Annotated in this window: 11 protein-coding genes and 2 pseudogenes; 3 read left to right on the plus strand and 10 right to left on the minus strand. The window is 40.3% G+C overall.

Features of this window, described 5'->3' with window-relative positions:
* Nucleotides 1-4,757 (minus strand): sialidase domain-containing protein (locus ADG81_RS08760; RefSeq protein ID WP_049551486.1); only part of this gene is annotated, 4,757 nt, incomplete at its 3' end.
* A gap of 215 nt (nt 4,758-4,972) precedes the next feature.
* On the opposite strand from ADG81_RS08760, the pseudogene ADG81_RS08765 reads away from it, so the two are divergent.
* Nucleotides 4,973-5,497, plus strand: a pseudogene (locus ADG81_RS08765) (transposase); the annotation flags it as partial.
* Between the two features lie 122 nt (nt 5,498-5,619).
* Nucleotides 5,620-7,146, plus strand: a pseudogene (locus ADG81_RS08775) (IS1182 family transposase).
* A 214-nt stretch (nt 7,147-7,360) separates the two neighbouring features.
* Here ADG81_RS08775 and ADG81_RS08780 read toward each other — a convergent pair.
* The 8 genes from ADG81_RS08780 to ADG81_RS08815 form a co-directional block, all read right to left on the minus strand.
* Nucleotides 7,361-8,557 carry a CAP domain-containing protein gene (locus ADG81_RS08780; RefSeq protein ID WP_049551489.1) on the minus strand — a complete coding sequence of 399 codons (1,197 nt, stop codon included), beginning with the start codon at nt 8,555-8,557 and terminating at the stop codon, nt 7,361-7,363.
* A 137-nt stretch (nt 8,558-8,694) separates the two neighbouring features.
* On the minus strand, nt 8,695-9,732 hold the full coding sequence (locus ADG81_RS08785; RefSeq protein ID WP_049551490.1) for an aldose epimerase family protein: 1,038 nt from the start codon (nt 9,730-9,732) through the stop codon (nt 8,695-8,697).
* Nucleotides 9,733-9,953: 221 nt separating this feature from the next.
* A complete protein-coding gene (locus ADG81_RS08790) occupies nt 9,954-11,120 on the minus strand; it encodes an SIS domain-containing protein (protein WP_049551491.1) in 1,167 nt (388 codons plus the stop codon).
* A gap of 243 nt (nt 11,121-11,363) precedes the next feature.
* Complete coding sequence (locus ADG81_RS08795) at nt 11,364-11,768, minus strand: PTS sugar transporter subunit IIA (RefSeq protein ID WP_020903318.1); 405 nt, start codon at nt 11,766-11,768, stop codon at nt 11,364-11,366.
* Between the two features lie 3 nt (nt 11,769-11,771).
* Nucleotides 11,772-12,593, minus strand: a complete 822-nt coding sequence (locus ADG81_RS08800) for a PTS system mannose/fructose/sorbose family transporter subunit IID (RefSeq protein ID WP_020903317.1) — start codon at nt 12,591-12,593, stop codon at nt 11,772-11,774.
* Nucleotides 12,580-13,485, minus strand: coding sequence for a PTS mannose/fructose/sorbose/N-acetylgalactosamine transporter subunit IIC (locus ADG81_RS08805; protein WP_023944066.1), 906 nt, complete (start codon nt 13,483-13,485; stop codon nt 12,580-12,582). Before ADG81_RS08805 ends, ADG81_RS08800 begins: the two co-directional genes overlap by 14 nt.
* Before the next feature lie 26 nt (nt 13,486-13,511).
* Nucleotides 13,512-13,988 carry a PTS sugar transporter subunit IIB gene (locus ADG81_RS08810; protein ID WP_020903315.1) on the minus strand — a complete coding sequence of 159 codons (477 nt, stop codon included), beginning with the start codon at nt 13,986-13,988 and terminating at the stop codon, nt 13,512-13,514.
* Nucleotides 13,985-15,772 (minus strand): glycoside hydrolase family 35 protein, encoded by a 1,788-nt coding sequence (locus ADG81_RS08815; protein WP_049551492.1) that lies wholly within the window; start codon nt 15,770-15,772, stop codon nt 13,985-13,987. The genes ADG81_RS08810 and ADG81_RS08815 overlap by 4 nt, the downstream gene beginning before the upstream one ends.
* A 319-nt stretch (nt 15,773-16,091) precedes the next feature.
* Between ADG81_RS08815 and ADG81_RS08820 the strand changes: the two genes are divergently transcribed.
* Nucleotides 16,092-16,808: a GntR family transcriptional regulator gene (locus ADG81_RS08820; protein ID WP_049544571.1), complete on the plus strand. Its 717-nt coding sequence runs from the start codon at nt 16,092-16,094 to the stop codon at nt 16,806-16,808.
* Between the two features lie 213 nt (nt 16,809-17,021).
* Here ADG81_RS08820 and purB read toward each other — a convergent pair whose 3' ends face one another.
* Nucleotides 17,022-18,317 (minus strand): adenylosuccinate lyase, encoded by a 1,296-nt coding sequence (gene purB, locus ADG81_RS08825; RefSeq protein ID WP_049551493.1) that lies wholly within the window; start codon nt 18,315-18,317, stop codon nt 17,022-17,024.
* Nucleotides 18,318-18,373 lie beyond the last annotated feature (56 nt).

Raw genomic sequence — 18,373 nt, forward strand, 5'->3', positions numbered from 1 at the left:
ATGGTACGCTGACCTTTCTCTCCTACAATCAAGACCTTAGTTTGACCTTTTGGTAAGCTAGCACTATTCCTATATTCAGTAGTAAAGTCAGTCTCCTCTATACGGGTTTCCACACTTGGTGTTTCAACTATTGGAGATAGAGGACCATCTTCTGGCAGAGTACGACCGATAACCTTCGCCCCCTGATAGATGATTGTTGGGGTTGCTTCTTGCACAATTTCACTGGTTTGAGAGAGGATCATTCCAGTACGTATACCGTGGTCTGTTTCATAGATAGTGATAATCTTACGCTGACCTGCACGACCTTGAACAGTCTGACTTTGGCCTTTCAGGAGTGAAGGGTCTTCTCGGTACACAAGTACTGGTGCGATTTCTTCTGTGCTAACAACGCTTTCTCGACTCTTAATAGGCTTAGTACCAACTAGGATAATCTCGGGTTGAGAGGCAACTATATTTTCCTCACGGACAGAGAGAACCTTGTCTGTTTTCACGCCATCCAGTGTTTGGTATAGCTTCACAACAGTCTTAGAACCTGCACGACCTGACTGTTTCAGCTGAGTTTGATCTGTATAGAGATCAGAGCTAACCTCAGTCAAGCGTTCGTAAGGAATTGATACCGTTTCACGAACTTCTTCTTTCCCTTCTACAGCTGGAATACGAGTGTAGTCAATTATCATATCACGTGTAACATCTTCTGGAAGGGAAAGAATATAACTTCTTCCATCCTGTGCTAAAACTAGGTTTTTACCTTGATATTTAGCTTGATAACCTATCACAACTGGAGCCGTTGACTGATCTGTTCCAACACGTCCTGCATTACTACGGTCGTTAGGATAAGTTATTTTTATTGTCTCTGACGGTAATTTTAGTACCCATTGTCCAAGTTTACGATAATGAATAGCATCCACTCTTGCTGGGATATCTGGAGTACTTGATAATTCTGGTTTCCCCAATTCATTTGCTAGGTAACCACTCACAACTGGAGCTGAAACTGCTGGAAATTTATTTTGTTCAGCAATCCAACCCGTATAAAGAACAGCTTTGGTTACAAGATTAACAGTTGCTGTTCTTCTATAATTAAGAACAGCTTCGTGAGCAGGCGCAATTTCCTCACCTTGTGTATTCAAGAAACGAGTCGTACGACTAACCGACTTCTGTAAGTCTTTTTCTGTCAAACCAGCTGGCCAAGTAAGCTTCAACTGGCTATCTACCAATGAATCTTTTTCTTTATACTGACTAGCATCAATCCTCTCCACCCTTGGTGTAAGCACAATAGTAAATTGAGTAACCACACGACTGTTGTCACCATAAACAGGAGTTAGTATCTGATGAAATTCATCTGTAACAATCCGATAACCTTTGTTCAAGAAAGATAAAATTTCCCTGTCTACAGACTTACTATCAATCACTTCACCTGTTTTTCCAGTTAAAGAAACAGTTGATAAGACCGCTTTATTAGATTGATTCACAAAACGAATCTGAGCACTTTGATTATCTTTATCATAACGAATGATGCTATCTTGGGTGGCATCATCAGGACGTGGTGCTAGATATCCTTCTGCTGGACGATCCGTATTTTTCAAGGTCAAATAATTCCCATCTTTCCCAATCGCACGGTAACCCGCTATATAAGGAATGGTAACCGTACTATGATTGCCGATAACACTCGCATCTAAATAGCTATTGGGATAAGATATCCTATTCATTTCAGAATTTGGAGTTTGAACAATCCAAGAACCTAATTTCTTATAACGGACACTAGTTGTCACCGAAATTGGTACCAAAGTATGAACATCTTTTTCGATATTTTGGTTAGTAATCAAAGATCTATCAGCCAAATATCCAGCCTGTATAGGAACAACAAGACTGTCAAACTCTGACTTAGCCAAGACCCAAGAACCATAAGTAACCGTACCTTTAACCAGATCAACAATAGCATTACGACTATAAGCGACTGTCTGTACTGTATCTGGGAAAACTTTTCCGTCATCAGCAACATAATGTATAGTTCGGGTTACAGTTCTATTCAAATCATCGTAGCTCAAACCAGCTGGCCACCTTAAGTCATTGTTGATATCAGGATAAAGGAGAGAATCTGCCACTTTTGGATCCGTTGGTTCAACAGTGCGAGTACGGATTGGCAGACGAACATTGGTAGTATCCAGTGGAATATCTGTCACGCTATCCAAAGTCCCTGTTTGAATACCTGTTACAGTCGCCCCCTCATCCTCTGGTTGCCATTGGAAAAGAAGGGTACGATTATCATACTGAGTAACAAAAGGCAGTTTTCTACCATTAGATAATGTTAAAACCAGGCCTTTTCGAGCAAGTACCTCACCATCATAACGTATAGAAACTAATTTATCATCTGTCGTCACTTGAGCAGAAACTGCCCGAACCGTTGGATTTAAAAAATCCCAGTTAAACTTTCTAAAGGAAAGAGTATAGTCATTTTCACCATCTTCACTGTGCTCATAGAGAAGACCAAACTCACCATTACCTAGATTTTGAACAGAATTATAAGCAAACTTACCAGCTTGGACCAAATTATGTCTGATCCATTTCAAACTACCATCTGATTGAACTTCTGCAAGTCGAGCATAACCATTTTCACGACCACGTCCATTAGCATTTACTAATACAATGTACTCCCGACCATTTTGCACAGTGTGAATTGCTGAAAGTTGTACATAAACATCTGGAATATCACTAATTGTTTCAACAGCACCCCAAGTAGCACCACCATCTTTACTAGTAGAAAATTGAACATGACCACTTCGATTACGCATAAACATCTTTAGTGTTCCATCGTTTAACTCGACAACAGTAGCCTCAGTCAATTCTGCTGCTGTGTTTCTCATAGTATTAGAATTCAAAGTTTCCCCTCTGAAGATACGACCATCATTAGGAGAAGCTCCCATATGCCAAGTCAAACCATGATCATCAGAATAAATTACACGAGAAGACTGAGAACCATTGAGATGAGATACATAATTAGTTGAATACATAGGTACTACTAAACGCCCTGCATATTGACCATGCTTCAATGCAATACCTGAACCTGGACCCGTACCCAAAAATTTCATCCAATCTTTCTTTATCTGGGGTGTAATGTCCCTTGGTGCTGACCAAGTTTTTCCGTCATCATTGCTCTCTGAAATCCATATAAAATTATCCTTTGCTACACGAAAAGGCGAGTCAGTTGTTGGGGTAAAATATATATTTCCCACTAACTTACTACCATTATACAAATCACCTGTATCACTGTACTTATTTTCAGACTGAGTCGATTTAGTGATTACATGATAAGATGTCTTTTGATTATTACTATCATAAATATAATCATCTTCCCGAATAGTATATTTCTCATTACCCTTATATACTATCTGATATGTTCGACCATTGACAACTGTATAAGACTCTTCACGAGTAACACTCATACCCAAAATTCCTTGTCCTTCTGGAAAGACATCGTAGATAGAATAAATTTTCTTTGTCTTGGAATCTTGTACTAAAACCATATCAATAGAAGTAGGAGAACCAATATTAGCATTTCTAGCTCTTGGATTATCACGAATATTTAAAATATTAATTCGTTCACCCCAAGTTTTGCCTCCATCCTCACTTCGACGAACAACCATTCCAATATCACCCCAGTCAGAATAATGCAAACGACGTTCATCTGCCCCTGCAATTATTGTACCATCATTCGTTTTCAGCAAAGATGGTATACGATAAGAATAAATCCCATCACTATTTTTCTGACCATTCAATCCAGACTGAAAAACAGCCTTATTATCTGTTAATTCAGCTGGACCAAGAGCCTTGTTCCCCTCAGGATCTCGAAGAAAAATAGTACTTCGTTGTCCTACCTCTGTGTCACTGAAGGCATAATCATAAATCGTTAGATTACGGATATCTAGATTAGTCCCCCAAACTTTACCATTTCCACGTTGCATAGCTCCTAACTGCATATTGGTCAAATTTTGCATAGCTGTCAAAAAAAGACCAGATTTAGCAGAAGATTTTGATAACCTACCATTAACATAAAGTTTCGCCTCACCGGCATCTACATTAACATTAGGTCGAGAAATAGTAAAGGTTAACGAATTCCACTCATTAGGACGAATACTTTCCTTTCCATCTTCAAAACGATCGTACTGATAGCTCCCCTCTTTTCCTGTTCTAGCCTCTACAACAGGCTTGTTTCCACTTACTCCTAAAAGGAAATACTCATTTCGACTTGAAGTACTAGAGGTAGAAAATACACTATATAAATTCGGTACCGTTTCTGTTGCTTTAAACTCAACATGAACTGTAGCATTGGTTAAATTCTTGACTTTTGGTAGATCTGAACTAAGATCAATACTCTTATCTACCTTATTATTTGTCTCCACGTCATCTACCGATACCACTTCTGAACCCTTGAATATCTCACGAGCGTAGTAATCGTCTTCTTTTTTCATCTCATCAGCACTAGCTGTTACATTGACTACTGGAGCATCTTCTACTGTATTTGTATGATTAGATATTTTGTTGGAAGCATCATTAGGACTAGACACCGTACTGCTTCCTGTAACATCAGTTCCTTCTGTAACAGAAGGTTTTTTCTCAAGTTCAGCTGCACTAACAGGGCTAGACACTGAAGCTCCAAAAACCAACGCTGTACCTAATAAAACAGAACAAAGTCCAACTTTATACTTACGAAAAGAGAATAGTTGTCGCTGATTTGATGATTTTATTATTTTTTCTTTCATATTAAACCAATTTCTAACAATCAAAGGATACTATTTTTGAAGACTGAAATTTTGTCTATCAAAATCCTATAAATTTAATTATACCCCAATTATCAAGTCAAGTGCAAGAAAGTTGTTCTTCTGATTAAGTGAACATCTTGCAATCTATTTGACTTGGCTAAACAGCTTCGCTTTCTAATTTCTAGGCTCAGGCTAAAACAGTTCACTGGACTGTTTTACTCCAACATCTTAGCCATGCTATGAGTCGCGTTCGTGTCCAAATCATGAATCAGTTTCATCGAAAATCCCATGAATACAAGGCTATCAAGCGTTACTGGAAGCTCATTCAACAGGATAGTCATAAACTCAGCGATAAACGATTTTATCGCTCTACTTTTCGCATGCACTTGACGAATAAAGAGAGTCTTTTCAAGCTGTTGAACTATTCAGAAGACTTGAAAGACCACTATCATCTCTATCAACTCCTGCTTTTTCACTTTCAGAATAAGGAGCCTGACAAATTTTTCGGACTTATTGAGGACAATCTAAAGCAGGTTCATCCTCTTTTTCATACTGTCTTTAAAACCTTTCTAAAGGACAAAGAGAAAATCGTCAATGCCCTTCAGTTACCCTATTCCAACGCCAAATTGGAAGCCACTAATAATCTCATCAAACTCATCAAGCGCAATGCCTTTGGTTTTCGAAACTTTGAAAACTTCAAAAAAAGGATTTTTATCGCGCTGAACATCAAAAAAGAAAGAGTCTGGGACAAAAATCCCTTAGCTTGCAAAAAAACAACGGCAAATCCGTTGCTTTTTTTGCATGGCTGCGATAGTCTTGGTAAAATAAAATTGCCCAATAAACCATTTAGAAAGGCTATCCCATGCATATTCACTATAACACAAATCAAACAACTTTACCACTAGAAATTAGTTCCTTCTTGCCACAAGACCATCTCGTTTTTACTATTGAAAAGGTGGTGAATAGCTTGGAGGATCATCACTTTCATGACTTCTATCATGAATTTGGTCGCCCATCTTATCATCCTAAGATGCTTTAAGCTACTCTGCTATTTGCCTATTCACAAGGGATTTTCTCTGGACGAAAAATTTAAAAAATGCTGGTTGAAAATCTGGCTATGCAGTACCTAACAGGACAGTTGGTTGTCAGCTACGGCACCATCAATCGGTTTCGTGTCGCTGAAGGGATGGAAGAACTCATTCGTAATCTTTTCATTGACATCAATCTTCGTTTAAAAATGGAAGAGTTAGTGACTTTAGATTGTCTGTTTATTGACGGGACTAAGATTGAAGCCAATGCCAACAAGTATAGTTTCGTGTGGAAAAAAGCAACGGACAAGTTTTCCGTCAAACTTCAAGAACAGCTACAGATCTATTTTCAAGAAGAAATCACTCCTCTTATCCATCAAGCTATTAAGCTGGATGAAGAAGAGCCTATCTCCTCAGAGCAGTTGATGGAATTCGCTCAAGTCCTTGAAGAAGAATTGGAAAAACTGAACCAAGATATTGAGGAGATACCTGTTAAAGGAAAGGATGAACGTAAAGCCCAGCGTCGTAAACTCAAGAAAGTCTTGCGTAAAGTCAAGGAGGATTTTTCAGTAGGTGCTGAAAAATATGAGGGCTATCAGGAGACATTTGAAGGGCGTAACAGTTTTTCCAAAACAGATCCAGATGCTACTTTTATGCGAATGAAAGAAGACCATATGAAAAATGGCCAACTCAAGGCCGCTTATAATCTTCAAATCGATACTGAAAACCAATTTGTTCTTCACTATGATGTCTTCTCAAATCCGACAGATACCAAGACTCTTCTACCCTTACTTGAAACTTATCCGCATGACGTAAAGACAGTTGTCACAGATGCTGGATATGGAAGTGAAGAAAACCTCCTTCGTCTAAATGAAAAGGAGGTGAACCATCTGATTAAATATGCCATGTTTGATAAGGAACAGAAGGGAGGGTATAAACAGTCAGCTAGAAACTTAGCGAATTGGCATTATAATGACAAGGAGGATGGCTATACACATCCTGAAGAGTGGTACTATCGTTTTCACCATATCAAACATCAGAAAACACAGACGGACTTTCAACAGGAAATCAAGATTTACTACGCTGATGAACCTGAATCAGCCCCTCAAAAGGGACTGTATATGAACGAACGCTATCAGCACTTAAAAACGAAAGAATGCCAGGAGCTTTTATCTCCCCAAGGTAGACAGATTTTCGCTCAACGCAAGATTGATGTGGAACCTGTCTTTGGGCAGATAAAGGCTTGTTTGGGTTACAAGAGATGTAATCTGAGAGGGAAGCGTCAAGTGAGAATTGACATGGGATTGGTACTTATGGTCAATAACCTCCTAAAATACAATAAGAGAACGACTCAAAATTAAAAAGCTAGAGTTCCGCAATTGGAAATCTCTAGCTTTTTTGTGGCTGAGAACTATTTTGTCTCAGACTCAGATCTTAGCTTTTCTCAACCCACTACAGTTGAAAAGAGCCATAAAAATGAAGAGAAGCACTATTTCTTCTCTCCATATTTAAAATTATAGTAACAAATATAAGTTATCTAAAGTTGTGAAAGCAACTCCTTTAGTTTCTAGTTGCCTAGTTTACCCATTCACCATTTCCATTTACTTTATAACCATCTGGTGTTGTTGTGCTGACTGCCAGAGCTCCAGAGCCATATGCATAGTACCAGTATTGGCCAACTTTAAACCAACCTGTCTTCATAATACCAGATTCATCAAGGTAGTACCAGACTCCATTTTCTTTAAGCCAGCCTGTCTTCATAGCTCCTGAGCCATCAAAGTAGAACCATCTATTTCCGTCTGTACCCCAACCTGTAAACATAGCACCTGAGCTACTCAAGTAATACCAGCTACCATCCACTTTTACAAATCCAGTCTGCATGACACCTAGGTCATCCAGGTAGTACCATTTACCACCTGTTTTCACCCAGCCTGTTTTCAGATCACCAGACTCATAGAAATACCATTTTCCATTAGATTGCACCCAGCCAGATTGGTCTGAACTAGAAGTTCTAAATTCTTTCAGCGCTTTTTCAACAACAACTGCTTTATTTTTAACTGTTGACAAATTAGATGAAGTCACTTCTGCATACTGAATAGCAGGACCGTAACTGCCTACCAATTCTTCTGAAGTAGCAGAATCACCAAAAGCCTGAGCAATCGTTACTGCATTATATGGGTTATTTGGGTTCTTAAAGGCAGCAATCCCCATGTGTGTAAATTTAGGGCTAATCAAAGTCTGATAATGACCAGATCCACCATTTGTTGAACCACCTGATTTTTTCTTCACGTAGTCTGCTTTTTCAGCACGCCATTGTTCAAGAGCTTTTAGAAAACCATCATGGTTCCAACCCAAGTTTTCTCCTAGTACACTGTTTCCTGATGGGAAGGCGCTCCAGATTTCTTTACCAGAAAGACGAGTATGATCCATAGTTACAGAAGCTTCTGCAGCTCTGGCAAAAGCTGCCTTTTCTAGGTCAGTCGACCATTTGATAGGAACATACTTATCTACCAAGCCTTCGTCAGCTGCCTCTTTACGGATAGCGTTGACGGCATCTAAGATAGCTTGTTGGTTTGGAGTCAAAAATTCTCCCTTTAATCCAACCAAAACATTGCCACTAGCAGGGTTAAGCACTTCTGAACTCAAGACATTTTCATTTCTACCATCAGCAGATTGTGTTGCCACCAATCTGTCATTGGCAAAAACATCATTTGTCAAAACTGCTCCAGCCAAAGTCAAAGCCAAGGCGCTAGCAAATACAATTTTCTTCATTTTTTTCTCCTTTTATCCTATAGATAGGACAGGTATTTTCAATATTAAATTATATCATATTTTCCTATTCTTTGCCTGTTTCTACTAGTGTTATAAGACAAATACTATTCACCCCAAAAGTAGAAATTCCTATCCTCTTATTTCACAACAAGCTCATAACGTGTCTTACTGGTAAAGGTTTGCCCTGCTTTGAGAATGACTTGGTCTTTGAGGTCACTGTGAATAGCATCTGGTAAAGCTTGCGCCTCAAGGGCAATCCCATTGTGCTGTACCATTGGCTGACCTCCTATGACGACACTCTCATCCACAAAGTTTGCTGTGTAAACCACAAAACATGGAGCCTCTGTCTTGAAAAGCAGGAAGCGACCTGAGTTTTGGTCATAAAGGAAACCAGCATTGTCATGACTTGCAGGAAGGGCAAAGGGGTGGTCTAAACCAGACACCAGCTGAATTTGCTCATCTTCTTCTGCAAAGATATCCTTGAGCAAAGCACCATTGTAGATGTGTTTGACCACATCACGAGTAGCGTCTGGAGTTTTGGATGGAACACCGTCAGGAGCGATTGGATAAATGCCCTCAGTATTTAGTTGAAAGACATGGCGGTCAATCGTCTGCGTGAAATCACCAGACAAGTTGAAATAGCTGTGATTGGTTGGGTTGACCAGCGTGTCCTGATCTGTAGTTACCTTATAGCTGATTTCGTAAGCACCAGTTTCTTCCAAGTGATAGCTGATCCAGATCTTGAGATTGCCAGGGAACCCTCCTGTCCTATCTGTACGCTCTGTGTAGAGGGTCAAGCCATGGTCGCTCACTTCAACTGGTTCAAACAAACTCGAATCCCAACCAGTTGAACCACTGTGGTTACAGTTGCTAGCATTGTTGACTTCAAGATCATAGGTCTGGTCATTGAGCTCAAAAGTCGCACCTGCAATACGGCCTGCCACAGGACCTACGCTAGCTCCATGCTTGGGACTATTGCCTACATAGCTATCAAAGTCATCAAACGCCAATATAACGTTGGCAAAATTTCCAGCCTTGTCAGGTGTGACATAGCGCAAGATAGTCGCACCATAAGTCATAACCTCAAGTTGGTAGCCACTGTCAGTTTCAAATCGATAGGCCAAAATATCTTGTCCCTTAACATTTCCAAACACACGCTCTGTGTATGCTTTCATTCTGTTCTCCTTTTACTATTTCTCTCAAGCAAACAAACCATAGAAAGCGCCTTGACAATCTATGGTTTGCCTGATGATATACAAATCCTCTTGTCAAGAATTCATAAACACTGTCTTATACTCAATGAAAATCAAAGAGCAAACTAGGAAGCTAGCCACAGGCTGTACTTGAGTACGGCAAGGCGAAGCTGACGTGGTTTGAATTTGATTTTCGAAGAGTATTACTTTTGATATTCGTGGATGATAACACCTTGTACCACACGGTTTACTGTACCTGTAGGAGACGGTGTATCTGGTTTATTTTCTACCTTGAGTGAAGTCAATAGGGCAAAGAGTTGGGCATAAACGATGTAAGGGAAGACACGGTAAATATCATTCAAGACACCGCCACAACCAAGGGCCACTTCTTTGACATTTGCAAGACCAAAGGCTTGATCACTCAAAAGCACAACACGGCGAGCAATCTGGTCACCAGCAACTTCACGAACCAAATCCAAGTCGTACTTGCGAGTGTAGTCTGTTGTTGTACCAAAGACCAAGACAACTGTATCTTCGTTGATCAGTGATTTTGGACCGTGACGGAAGCCGACTGGGCTTTCATACATAGTCGCAACTTGACCAGCAGTCAGTTCCAAAATCTTGAGCTGAGCTTCATGAGCAAGTCCAAAGAAAGGACCAGCGCCTAGATAGATGACACGGTTAAAGTCTAGGTCAACAAGTTCTTTGACATCTTCTGCATTGTCTAGAATTTTACGGGCAAGACTAGATACAACTTCAAAACGTTCAGACTTAACAGCAAATTCTGTAGGATCAAAGACTAAGAGAGCTGTCAACATCATAGACGTAAAGCTAGAGGTCATGGCAAAGCCAGCATCATTAGAAGCAGCTGGTTGCAAAAGCAAGAGATTGCGGTCATCTCCATGAGCTTGAAGAGCCAATTTACCATCTGCTGCGCAAGTAATAGTCACTTGATAAAGCTCATCCACCAAGGCTTTTGCCAAATCAACAGTCGCCACACTTTCGGGAGAGTTCCCACTACGAGCAAAAGATACAAGGACAGTTGCCACATCTTTTTTCAAATAAGTTTCTGGATTGGCAACGATATCTGTTGTCGCAATAGCATTGAAATTCCATTTGCGTTCGTCATAGACTTCCTTAAAGTAAGGCACCAAGGTATCTCCCACATAAGCAGAAGTCCCAGCACCTGTCAAAATAACCTTGATATAGTCATGTTTATCCGCAATCTCTTGCAGGAAGGCTGCAATTTCTTCACGTTTTGCTTGATAAGATTCAAAAGCTTCTTTCCATACATCAGGCTGTTGGTAGATTTCACGTGTAGTGATTTCTGCACCCAATTCGAGCAAGTCTTCTTTTGTATAATGTAGCATTGAGTTCCTCTTTTTCTATCAAATATGGGAATGGGAGTAAGCCCCATTCCCATGTATATTCTATATAAAATGCTCTAACGATTTTCACGATATCACATCTTATACTCAATGAAAATCAAAGAGCAAACTAGCCGCAGGCTGCTCAAAGCACTGCTTTGAGGTTGCAGATAGAACTGACAAAGTCAGTAACATCTATACGGCAAGGCGACGTTGACGTAGTTTGAATTTGATTTTCGAAGAGTATTATTCATCTTCGTCATCATCAAAGCCTGCTAACAGGTCATTAACTTTCACAATGCTTTCTGCAGCACGGTTCTTATAGTCCGCATCTGCACCTGTAAGGCTCGCATTGATAAATTCAATCACCATTGGAAGATTCATTCCTGCATAAAGTTCGATGTCACGACCTTCCATGATCAAACGACTGACCACGTTACATGGTGTTCCACCGAGAAGATCCGCAAAGACTAGGAAATCATCCAATCCTTCAATAGCAGCTTCAAATTTCGCAGTAAATTCTTCTGGACCATCTTCTGGAAGAAGAGCCACTGCATGAATATTGTCTTGTGGACCCATGATCATTTCAGTGCTACCTTTAAGTTCTTCACAGAAGCGACCATGACTCACCAAAATTAATGATTTAGCCATAAATTATGCGCCCATTCCAAGTACAAATTTACCAAAGGCAGAAAGACCTACTGCAAGAGCGATAATGATACCGATAGCTTTAGTAGAGGTCATACCTTTCTTACCAAGCAACCAGAAGATAAAGGCAGTAAAGATTGCTGGAAGCAAACGTGGGAAGATTTGGTTCAAGATGTCTTGGAAATCAATCATCTTTTCACCGATTGGCAACTTGTAAGAAATTTCAAAGTTGATCATTGTTGCTACAAGAGCACCCATCATGAAGACACCAAGTACAGATGCAGCGTCAATCAAAGCTGTCAAGGTACTTTGCATATTGTTGATAAGGTTAACCCCTTCTTTGTAGGCAAATTCCAACTGTTTCCAACGGAAGATATCATACGCTACTGCAACTGCAATCCAAAGGAAGATACCCCAAGGTTGACCACCGATAGCCATAGTTGCTGCGATAGATCCCATGATCGCAGGTACAAGTGAACCGAAGATTGTATCTCCAAGAGGAGCGAATGGTCCCATCAAACCTGTCTTGATACCATTAACGGCGTCTTTTGAACCCACACCATCTTTTTCTTCCATGGCAAGGTCAAAACCAGCGATAATGGTGTGGAAGAATGGTGAAGTATTGAAGAATTGAGTATGAACTTTCATCATTTCTTTCAATTCAGGAGTTCCATCCCCATACATTTTACGCAATTGAGGCAAGATCATGTAAAGGTAACCAGAAGCTTGCATACGTTCGTAGTTCCAACCCAATTGGAAAGTAAACAAGCTACGTTTGTTGATTTGATTAAAATCTTCTTTTGTAAGTTTGTAATTAGAATTCGTCATCTTCGATTTCCCCACTTTCTGATGGTGTAGAAGGTTCTGCTACAGCTACTTTTTGGCTATTTTTGAAGTGAAGCACTGCAAGGAAGATACCTACGATAGAGATACCAATCATAGACAAACCTTTGAAGTTGTTCACGAAACCAATTTTTTCAGCAACATCTTTCGGTAGAGTGCCTACGATACCAGCAACAGCACCACCAAGACCTGTTACATATGAGTAAAGAACAGTCAACATAGCTGTCAAACCAAATCCCATAGCAAGGTAGTGAAGGTTACGTTTAACTGGAAGGTAACGAAGCAAGATTGCAAATCCAAGACCTGGAAGCATACGTCCTGCTAGTGTCAAACCATCTGCAACCCATTGGTATTTTGTAACGAAGTCTACTACGTGTTGTACAAATTCACCACCAAAAGCAAGTGCAAAGAAGACTGGAAGGGCACGAGATAAAGCCCAAGGAATCGCACCAAGCAAGTAGTTACGTTCAATACCTTTATAGTCAAAGCGTTCGATTGCAGCATCCACACGGTGAGCGAAGAAAGTAGTTGTCATACGTCCAAGAACGTCGAAGTATGTCAAGAGAGCTGCTACTGGCACAGCGATTGTTGTAATCGCAAGTGCTGTATCAATTCCTTGTGAAACAGAGAAGGCTGTCGCAAGAACCGCACCAGAAGTTGCGTCGATACGAGAAGCACCACCGAAGGTACCAACCCCAAGAACGAATAGCTGCAAGTTACCACCGATAAGCAGACCCGTAGTCACATCTCCCATAATTAAACCAGTAATGAAACCAGCAAATACAGGGGAACCTGCAGATGAAACGATCGTCAACTCATCACAGATTTGATAAGCTGAGTACAAAGTGAGAAGTAAAATTTGCCACCATTGTATCATAACAATGACCTCCTAAAAATTTTTTCCTATTTTAATAAGCTCAAAAAGTCTGAAATTGGATCATTTGGAACCATTTGAGCAGTAAGTTTAACACCTTTTTCTGCCAATTTGTGGAAATCTTCCACATCCTTGTCCACTACGTTGATAGAACGTGTGATGGCACGGGTTTCTGGTGTTTGAGACATATTCCCAACATTGAGAGTTTCAATTGGTACACCTGCTTCTACCAAACCAAGGAAGCGGTCTGGCTTACGAGCCACAATAAAGAGACGTTGGCTATCGTATTTACCAGCAAGAATATTAGCTGCCGCTTTTTCAATTGGCAAAATACTCAATTTCACACCTGGTGGTGTCGCAAGTTTCAAACCACTCTTTTCAACGTCATTGTTGACAACTTCGTCATCTACAACCATAATACGTGAAACATTTAGTTTTCCTGCCCAAAGATTGGCTACTTGTCCGTGGATCAAACGTCCATCAATACGGCATCCTACAATTGTCATAAGTTTTCCCCCTTTATGTGTTTTAGTGTAGGTTTACGAGTTAAATGAATCTCTTCTCTATATTGGCCCTCTGTTTCAAAGATGATGATGCGATTGGCACCTTCCTTGAGATAGCTATGAGGAATATAAAGTGAGAGGGTTGGGCCGACGTTCCAAAAACGTCCTAGATTCTGCCCATTGACAAAGGCAACTCCCTTACCAAACTCAGACAAGTCTAGGTAAGTATCTTTTGGCTCTTGGACTGTAAAGTCATAAGCATAAAAGGCTGGTTGTCCTTCTGTCCATCCTTTTGAAAAATCAATGTTCTCAGGATTATCTAGTGGGAGTGGATAGTGTTTCCAGTTTAGTAAGAAGTGCAAATCCTTACAAACTCCTGTCCGAATTCCCTTACGTTGTGTATCAGCTAAGAACTTGTGACCATAGTTGACACGCCCCATATTTTCTACCAAGATATCCAATCTAGACAGCGCTTTCTTTTCTCCTTGATAAAAAATATCTTCCCCAATCTCTGTCTGATATTGGGTTTTAACCCACTGACCATCGACATACAGCTGAGCTCTATCTCGACCGTCAATGATACGAAGTCTCTCTTCTTCTGCATCCCAGGTTGTTTCTGTTCGATAGAGTAGGTAGCCATAACTTTGTCCTAACTCCTCCATCTTTTTAGGATAGAGGCTTTCTACCGGGCTAGACAAGCTATCCAAGGTTTCAAACAAGGAAACTTTTTCAACTAGTGGAATAGCATCCAACTCCATACTCTCTTTGTAAAGAGGTTCCAACTGCGGATACTCTGGGAAATGCGTTGCCATCATCTTCTTGACTGCTAAATATTTTGCAGTTGGATTTCCTTCTTCATCCAGAAGGGCATCGTAATCATAAGATGTAACTTGTGGCAAGTCCAAAGTTCCTCGAGCTGAGCAACCATTCATGAAACCAAAGTTTGTGCCACCATGAAACATGTAAAGATTGATGGAACCTTGCTCCAAAACCTCTCGAACTGCATCTGCCAACTCTTTCGGATCCCGTGTGATAATCGGTTCTTTCCAACGATTGAACCAGCCATCCCAGAACTCCATACACATGAGTGGCCATTTCTTGCCATGCTCATCAAAGAATTCCTGCATCTGTGAAAAGTTGTACGGAGCTTTAGAACCAAAGTTCCCTGTCACAAAGAGGTCATCTTCGATTAAGGTTCCAGCTTTCAGAGTAGCTCTCCATGGACCATCTGATGTAAAGAGGGGACAGGTTACACCACGCTCTTCCATCAACTGTCGAATTGCTCTTAGGTAAGCCTTATCTTCTCCATAAGAACCATATTCATTTTCAACCTGCATCATAAGGATATTGCCACCCTTGTCCAACAAATGTGGAACCAATCGTGACAAGAGCTGATCATAGTAGCGACCGACAGCTTCAATATAAGCAGGATCTGAGGAACGAAGCCTCATATTCTTGGTTAAAAGCCAAGCTGGTAAGCCACCGAATTCCCACTCCGCACAGATAAAGGGAGAGGGACGAACGATAGCGTAAAGACCTAAATCTTGTGCTGTCTGGAGAAATCGCTCCAAATCCAGAGCTCCTTCAAAGTGAAACTCACCCTCACGAGGCTCATGTAAATTCCAAGCCACATAAGTCTCTACTGTATTAAAACCAAGAGCCTTCAAGTTATAGAGCGAATGATACCAATCTTCTGGAGGAACCCTAAAATAATGAATGGCGCCAGATAAAATCTTAAATGATTTTCCATCGAGATAAAAATCATCTCGTATCTCAAATCGTGTCATATTCTTACCTTCTGACAACTAAAGTTTACGCTTTCATTTGTTGATATAGTAAATATAACTCAATATCTTACATTTGTCAATAGGTTTTCACAATTTTTTTCATTTTTCACTAAATTTTACACAAAAAACTTATAAAAATCTTGTAATCTATAGGCATAACAACATTTTAGTACCATGTATAAAAATGTAGATTTTTCTATTTATTCCTATGTAAATTAACCTTATAGCCTATTATTCTAATTTTTTTATTCAAAAGGCTACTATTCTTTCCAGTTTTATGGTAAAATCTTTAACGGAGAAGGAAAATCGAGGTGAAAATATGGCAATTCCAAAGTATCAATATATTAAAGATGAGTTAAAGAACAAAATCATTTCTGGTCAATTTGCCAGTGGAGATAAATTCTATACTGAAGCTGAATTGATTGCAATGTATGATGTGAGTTCTATCACAGTTGTCCGCGCCTTAAACGACCTTGCCAAGGATGGCTATATTGTCCGTCAACAAGGAAAGGGTACATTCGTTTCACGCGCACGTAAACACAAACTCGTAGAGTTTTCAGATGTAGAAGTTTTTGAAACTAAAGATGATAAAGTTACCGTCCTTTCTATTGAGCGTGGAAACAAACTAGGCTACTTAGAAAAACTTGGACTACGCGGAGATCAGTTCTACTACAAGATTGAACGCGTACGCGAAACAGGTGGTGTTGTGTACATCTACCATACATCTTACATCCCAGAACAATACGTCAACGCAAATTATCCAAATCTTGAATATTATAGCTCTATCTATAACCGTTTCAAATTGGATTACCACATTCACATGAATGATGAACATTTTGAAGAAATCAATGAAATAGCATTTCCAACTCCAGAACATGCGGCTTCGGTCCTCGGAGTCGATGAACAATTCCCAACCGTTTTACAAACCAAGACTACTAAACTAGAGTCCACTGGTCAAGTTCTCGCATACAGCGAAACATATAAACGAGCGGATTACTACAAAATCAAATTCATTTCATGTGACCGTGATCACTAAGAAGAAAGCCTAAGCCTAATCGCTTAGGCTTTTTCTATGCTTATTATATGACATTAAAAATGTATTTTCTATATGTCAATTAAGATAGACTAAATTTGTTTAAATTTTACTAAAATATAAGTAATTTTTATCAAAAGTACTTGAAGACAAAATAAAAATCGAAGTTCTTCTACTCCTATAAATAGAGTGATAGAAATTCGATTTTTATTCTAATTATCCTAAACCAAGACGTTCAAAGATATCATCCACTCGTTTAGTGTAGTAAAGAGGGTTGAAGATTTCGTCGATTTCTTCTTGTGTGAGGCGTGATGTCACCTCTGGATCTGCTTCTAAAAGTGGTTTAAAGTCTACTTGGTTGTCCCAAGAGTAGGCTGTTTTTGGTTGCACTAAGTCATAGGCTTGCTCACGGGTCATCCCTTTTTCAATCAAGGTCAACATGGCACGTTGGCTAAAGATCAAACCAAACGTAGAGTTCATGTTGCGGATCATGTTTTCTGGGAAGACCGTCAAATTCTTGACGATATTTCCAAAACGGTTGAGCATGTAGTCAATCAAAATGGTCGTATCTGGTGTGATGATACGCTCAGCTGATGAGTGCGAAATATCGCGTTCATGCCAGAGAGCGACATTCTCATAGGCTGTAATCATATGACCACGGATAACACGCGCCAAACCTGTCATGTTTTCAGAACCGATAGGGTTGCGTTTGTGCGGCATTGCAGATGAACCTTTTTGCCCTTTAGCAAAGAATTCTTCCACTTCGCGTTGCTCAGATTTTTGAAGACCGCGAATCTCAGTCGCCATACGTTCGATTGAAGTCGCGATGCTAGCAAGAACTGCAAAGTACTCAGCGTGAAGGTCACGAGGAAGCACCTGTGTAGAGATTTCTTGAGCACGGATACCCAATTTGTCGCAGACATATTGCTCTACGAATGGTGGGATATTAGCAAAGTTCCCAACTGCACCAGAAATCTTACCAGCTTCCACACCAGCAGCCGCATGCTCGAAACGCTCGATATTACGCTTCATTTCGCTGTACCAAGTCGCCAATTTAAGACCAAAAGTTGTAGGTTCAGCGTGCACCCCGTGGGTACGACCCATCATGATGGTGAACTTGTGCTCCTTAGCCTTTTCAGCGATGATGTTGGTGAAGTTTTCAAGGTCACGACGAATGATGTCGTTAGCCTGCTTGTAGAGGTAGCCGTAGGCAGTATCCACCACGTCGGTAGAAGTCAAACCATAGTGGACCCACTTGCGCTCTTCACCAAGCGTCTCAGAAACCGCACGTGTGAAGGCAACCACATCGTGACGCGTCTCCTGCTCAATTTCCAAAATACGGTCGATGTCAAAGTCCGCCTTCTCGCGAATCAAAGCCACATCTTCCTTAGGGATTTCACCCAGCTCAGCCCATGCCTCGTCAGCCAAGATTTCCACCTCAAGCCAAGCACGGTATTTATTTTCTTCACTCCAAATATTCGCCATCTCAGGGCGAGAGTAACGGTTGATCATGTTGTTAATTTTTCCTTTCTTTTTCTACTTCACAATGTGCAAACAAAGCATAGAAC

Origin of the sequence: Streptococcus pseudopneumoniae (assembly GCF_001070815.1) — a bacterium.
In the GTDB taxonomy this organism is placed as follows: domain Bacteria; phylum Bacillota; class Bacilli; order Lactobacillales; family Streptococcaceae; genus Streptococcus; species Streptococcus pseudopneumoniae_P.

Excerpts from the sequence above, each read along its gene's own strand:
- ADG81_RS08780 (WP_049551489.1), bottom strand. The coding sequence starts at position 8,557 with ATGAAGAAAATTGTATTTGCTAGCGCCTTGGCTTTGACTTTGGCTGGA.
- ADG81_RS08785 (WP_049551490.1), bottom strand. The coding sequence starts at position 9,732 with ATGAAAGCATACACAGAGCGTGTGTTTGGAAATGTTAAGGGACAAGAT.
- ADG81_RS08790 (WP_049551491.1), bottom strand. The coding sequence starts at position 11,120 with ATGCTACATTATACAAAAGAAGACTTGCTCGAATTGGGTGCAGAAATC.
- ADG81_RS08795 (WP_020903318.1), bottom strand. The coding sequence starts at position 11,768 with ATGGCTAAATCATTAATTTTGGTGAGTCATGGTCGCTTCTGTGAAGAA.
- ADG81_RS08800 (WP_020903317.1), bottom strand. The coding sequence starts at position 12,593 with ATGACGAATTCTAATTACAAACTTACAAAAGAAGATTTTAATCAAATC.
- ADG81_RS08805 (WP_023944066.1), bottom strand. The coding sequence starts at position 13,485 with ATGATACAATGGTGGCAAATTTTACTTCTCACTTTGTACTCAGCTTAT.
- ADG81_RS08810 (WP_020903315.1), bottom strand. The coding sequence starts at position 13,988 with ATGACAATTGTAGGATGCCGTATTGATGGACGTTTGATCCACGGACAA.
- ADG81_RS08815 (WP_049551492.1), bottom strand. The coding sequence starts at position 15,772 with ATGACACGATTTGAGATACGAGATGATTTTTATCTCGATGGAAAATCA.
- ADG81_RS08820 (WP_049544571.1), top strand. The coding sequence starts at position 16,092 with ATGGCAATTCCAAAGTATCAATATATTAAAGATGAGTTAAAGAACAAA.
- purB (WP_049551493.1), bottom strand. The coding sequence starts at position 18,317 with ATGATCAACCGTTACTCTCGCCCTGAGATGGCGAATATTTGGAGTGAA.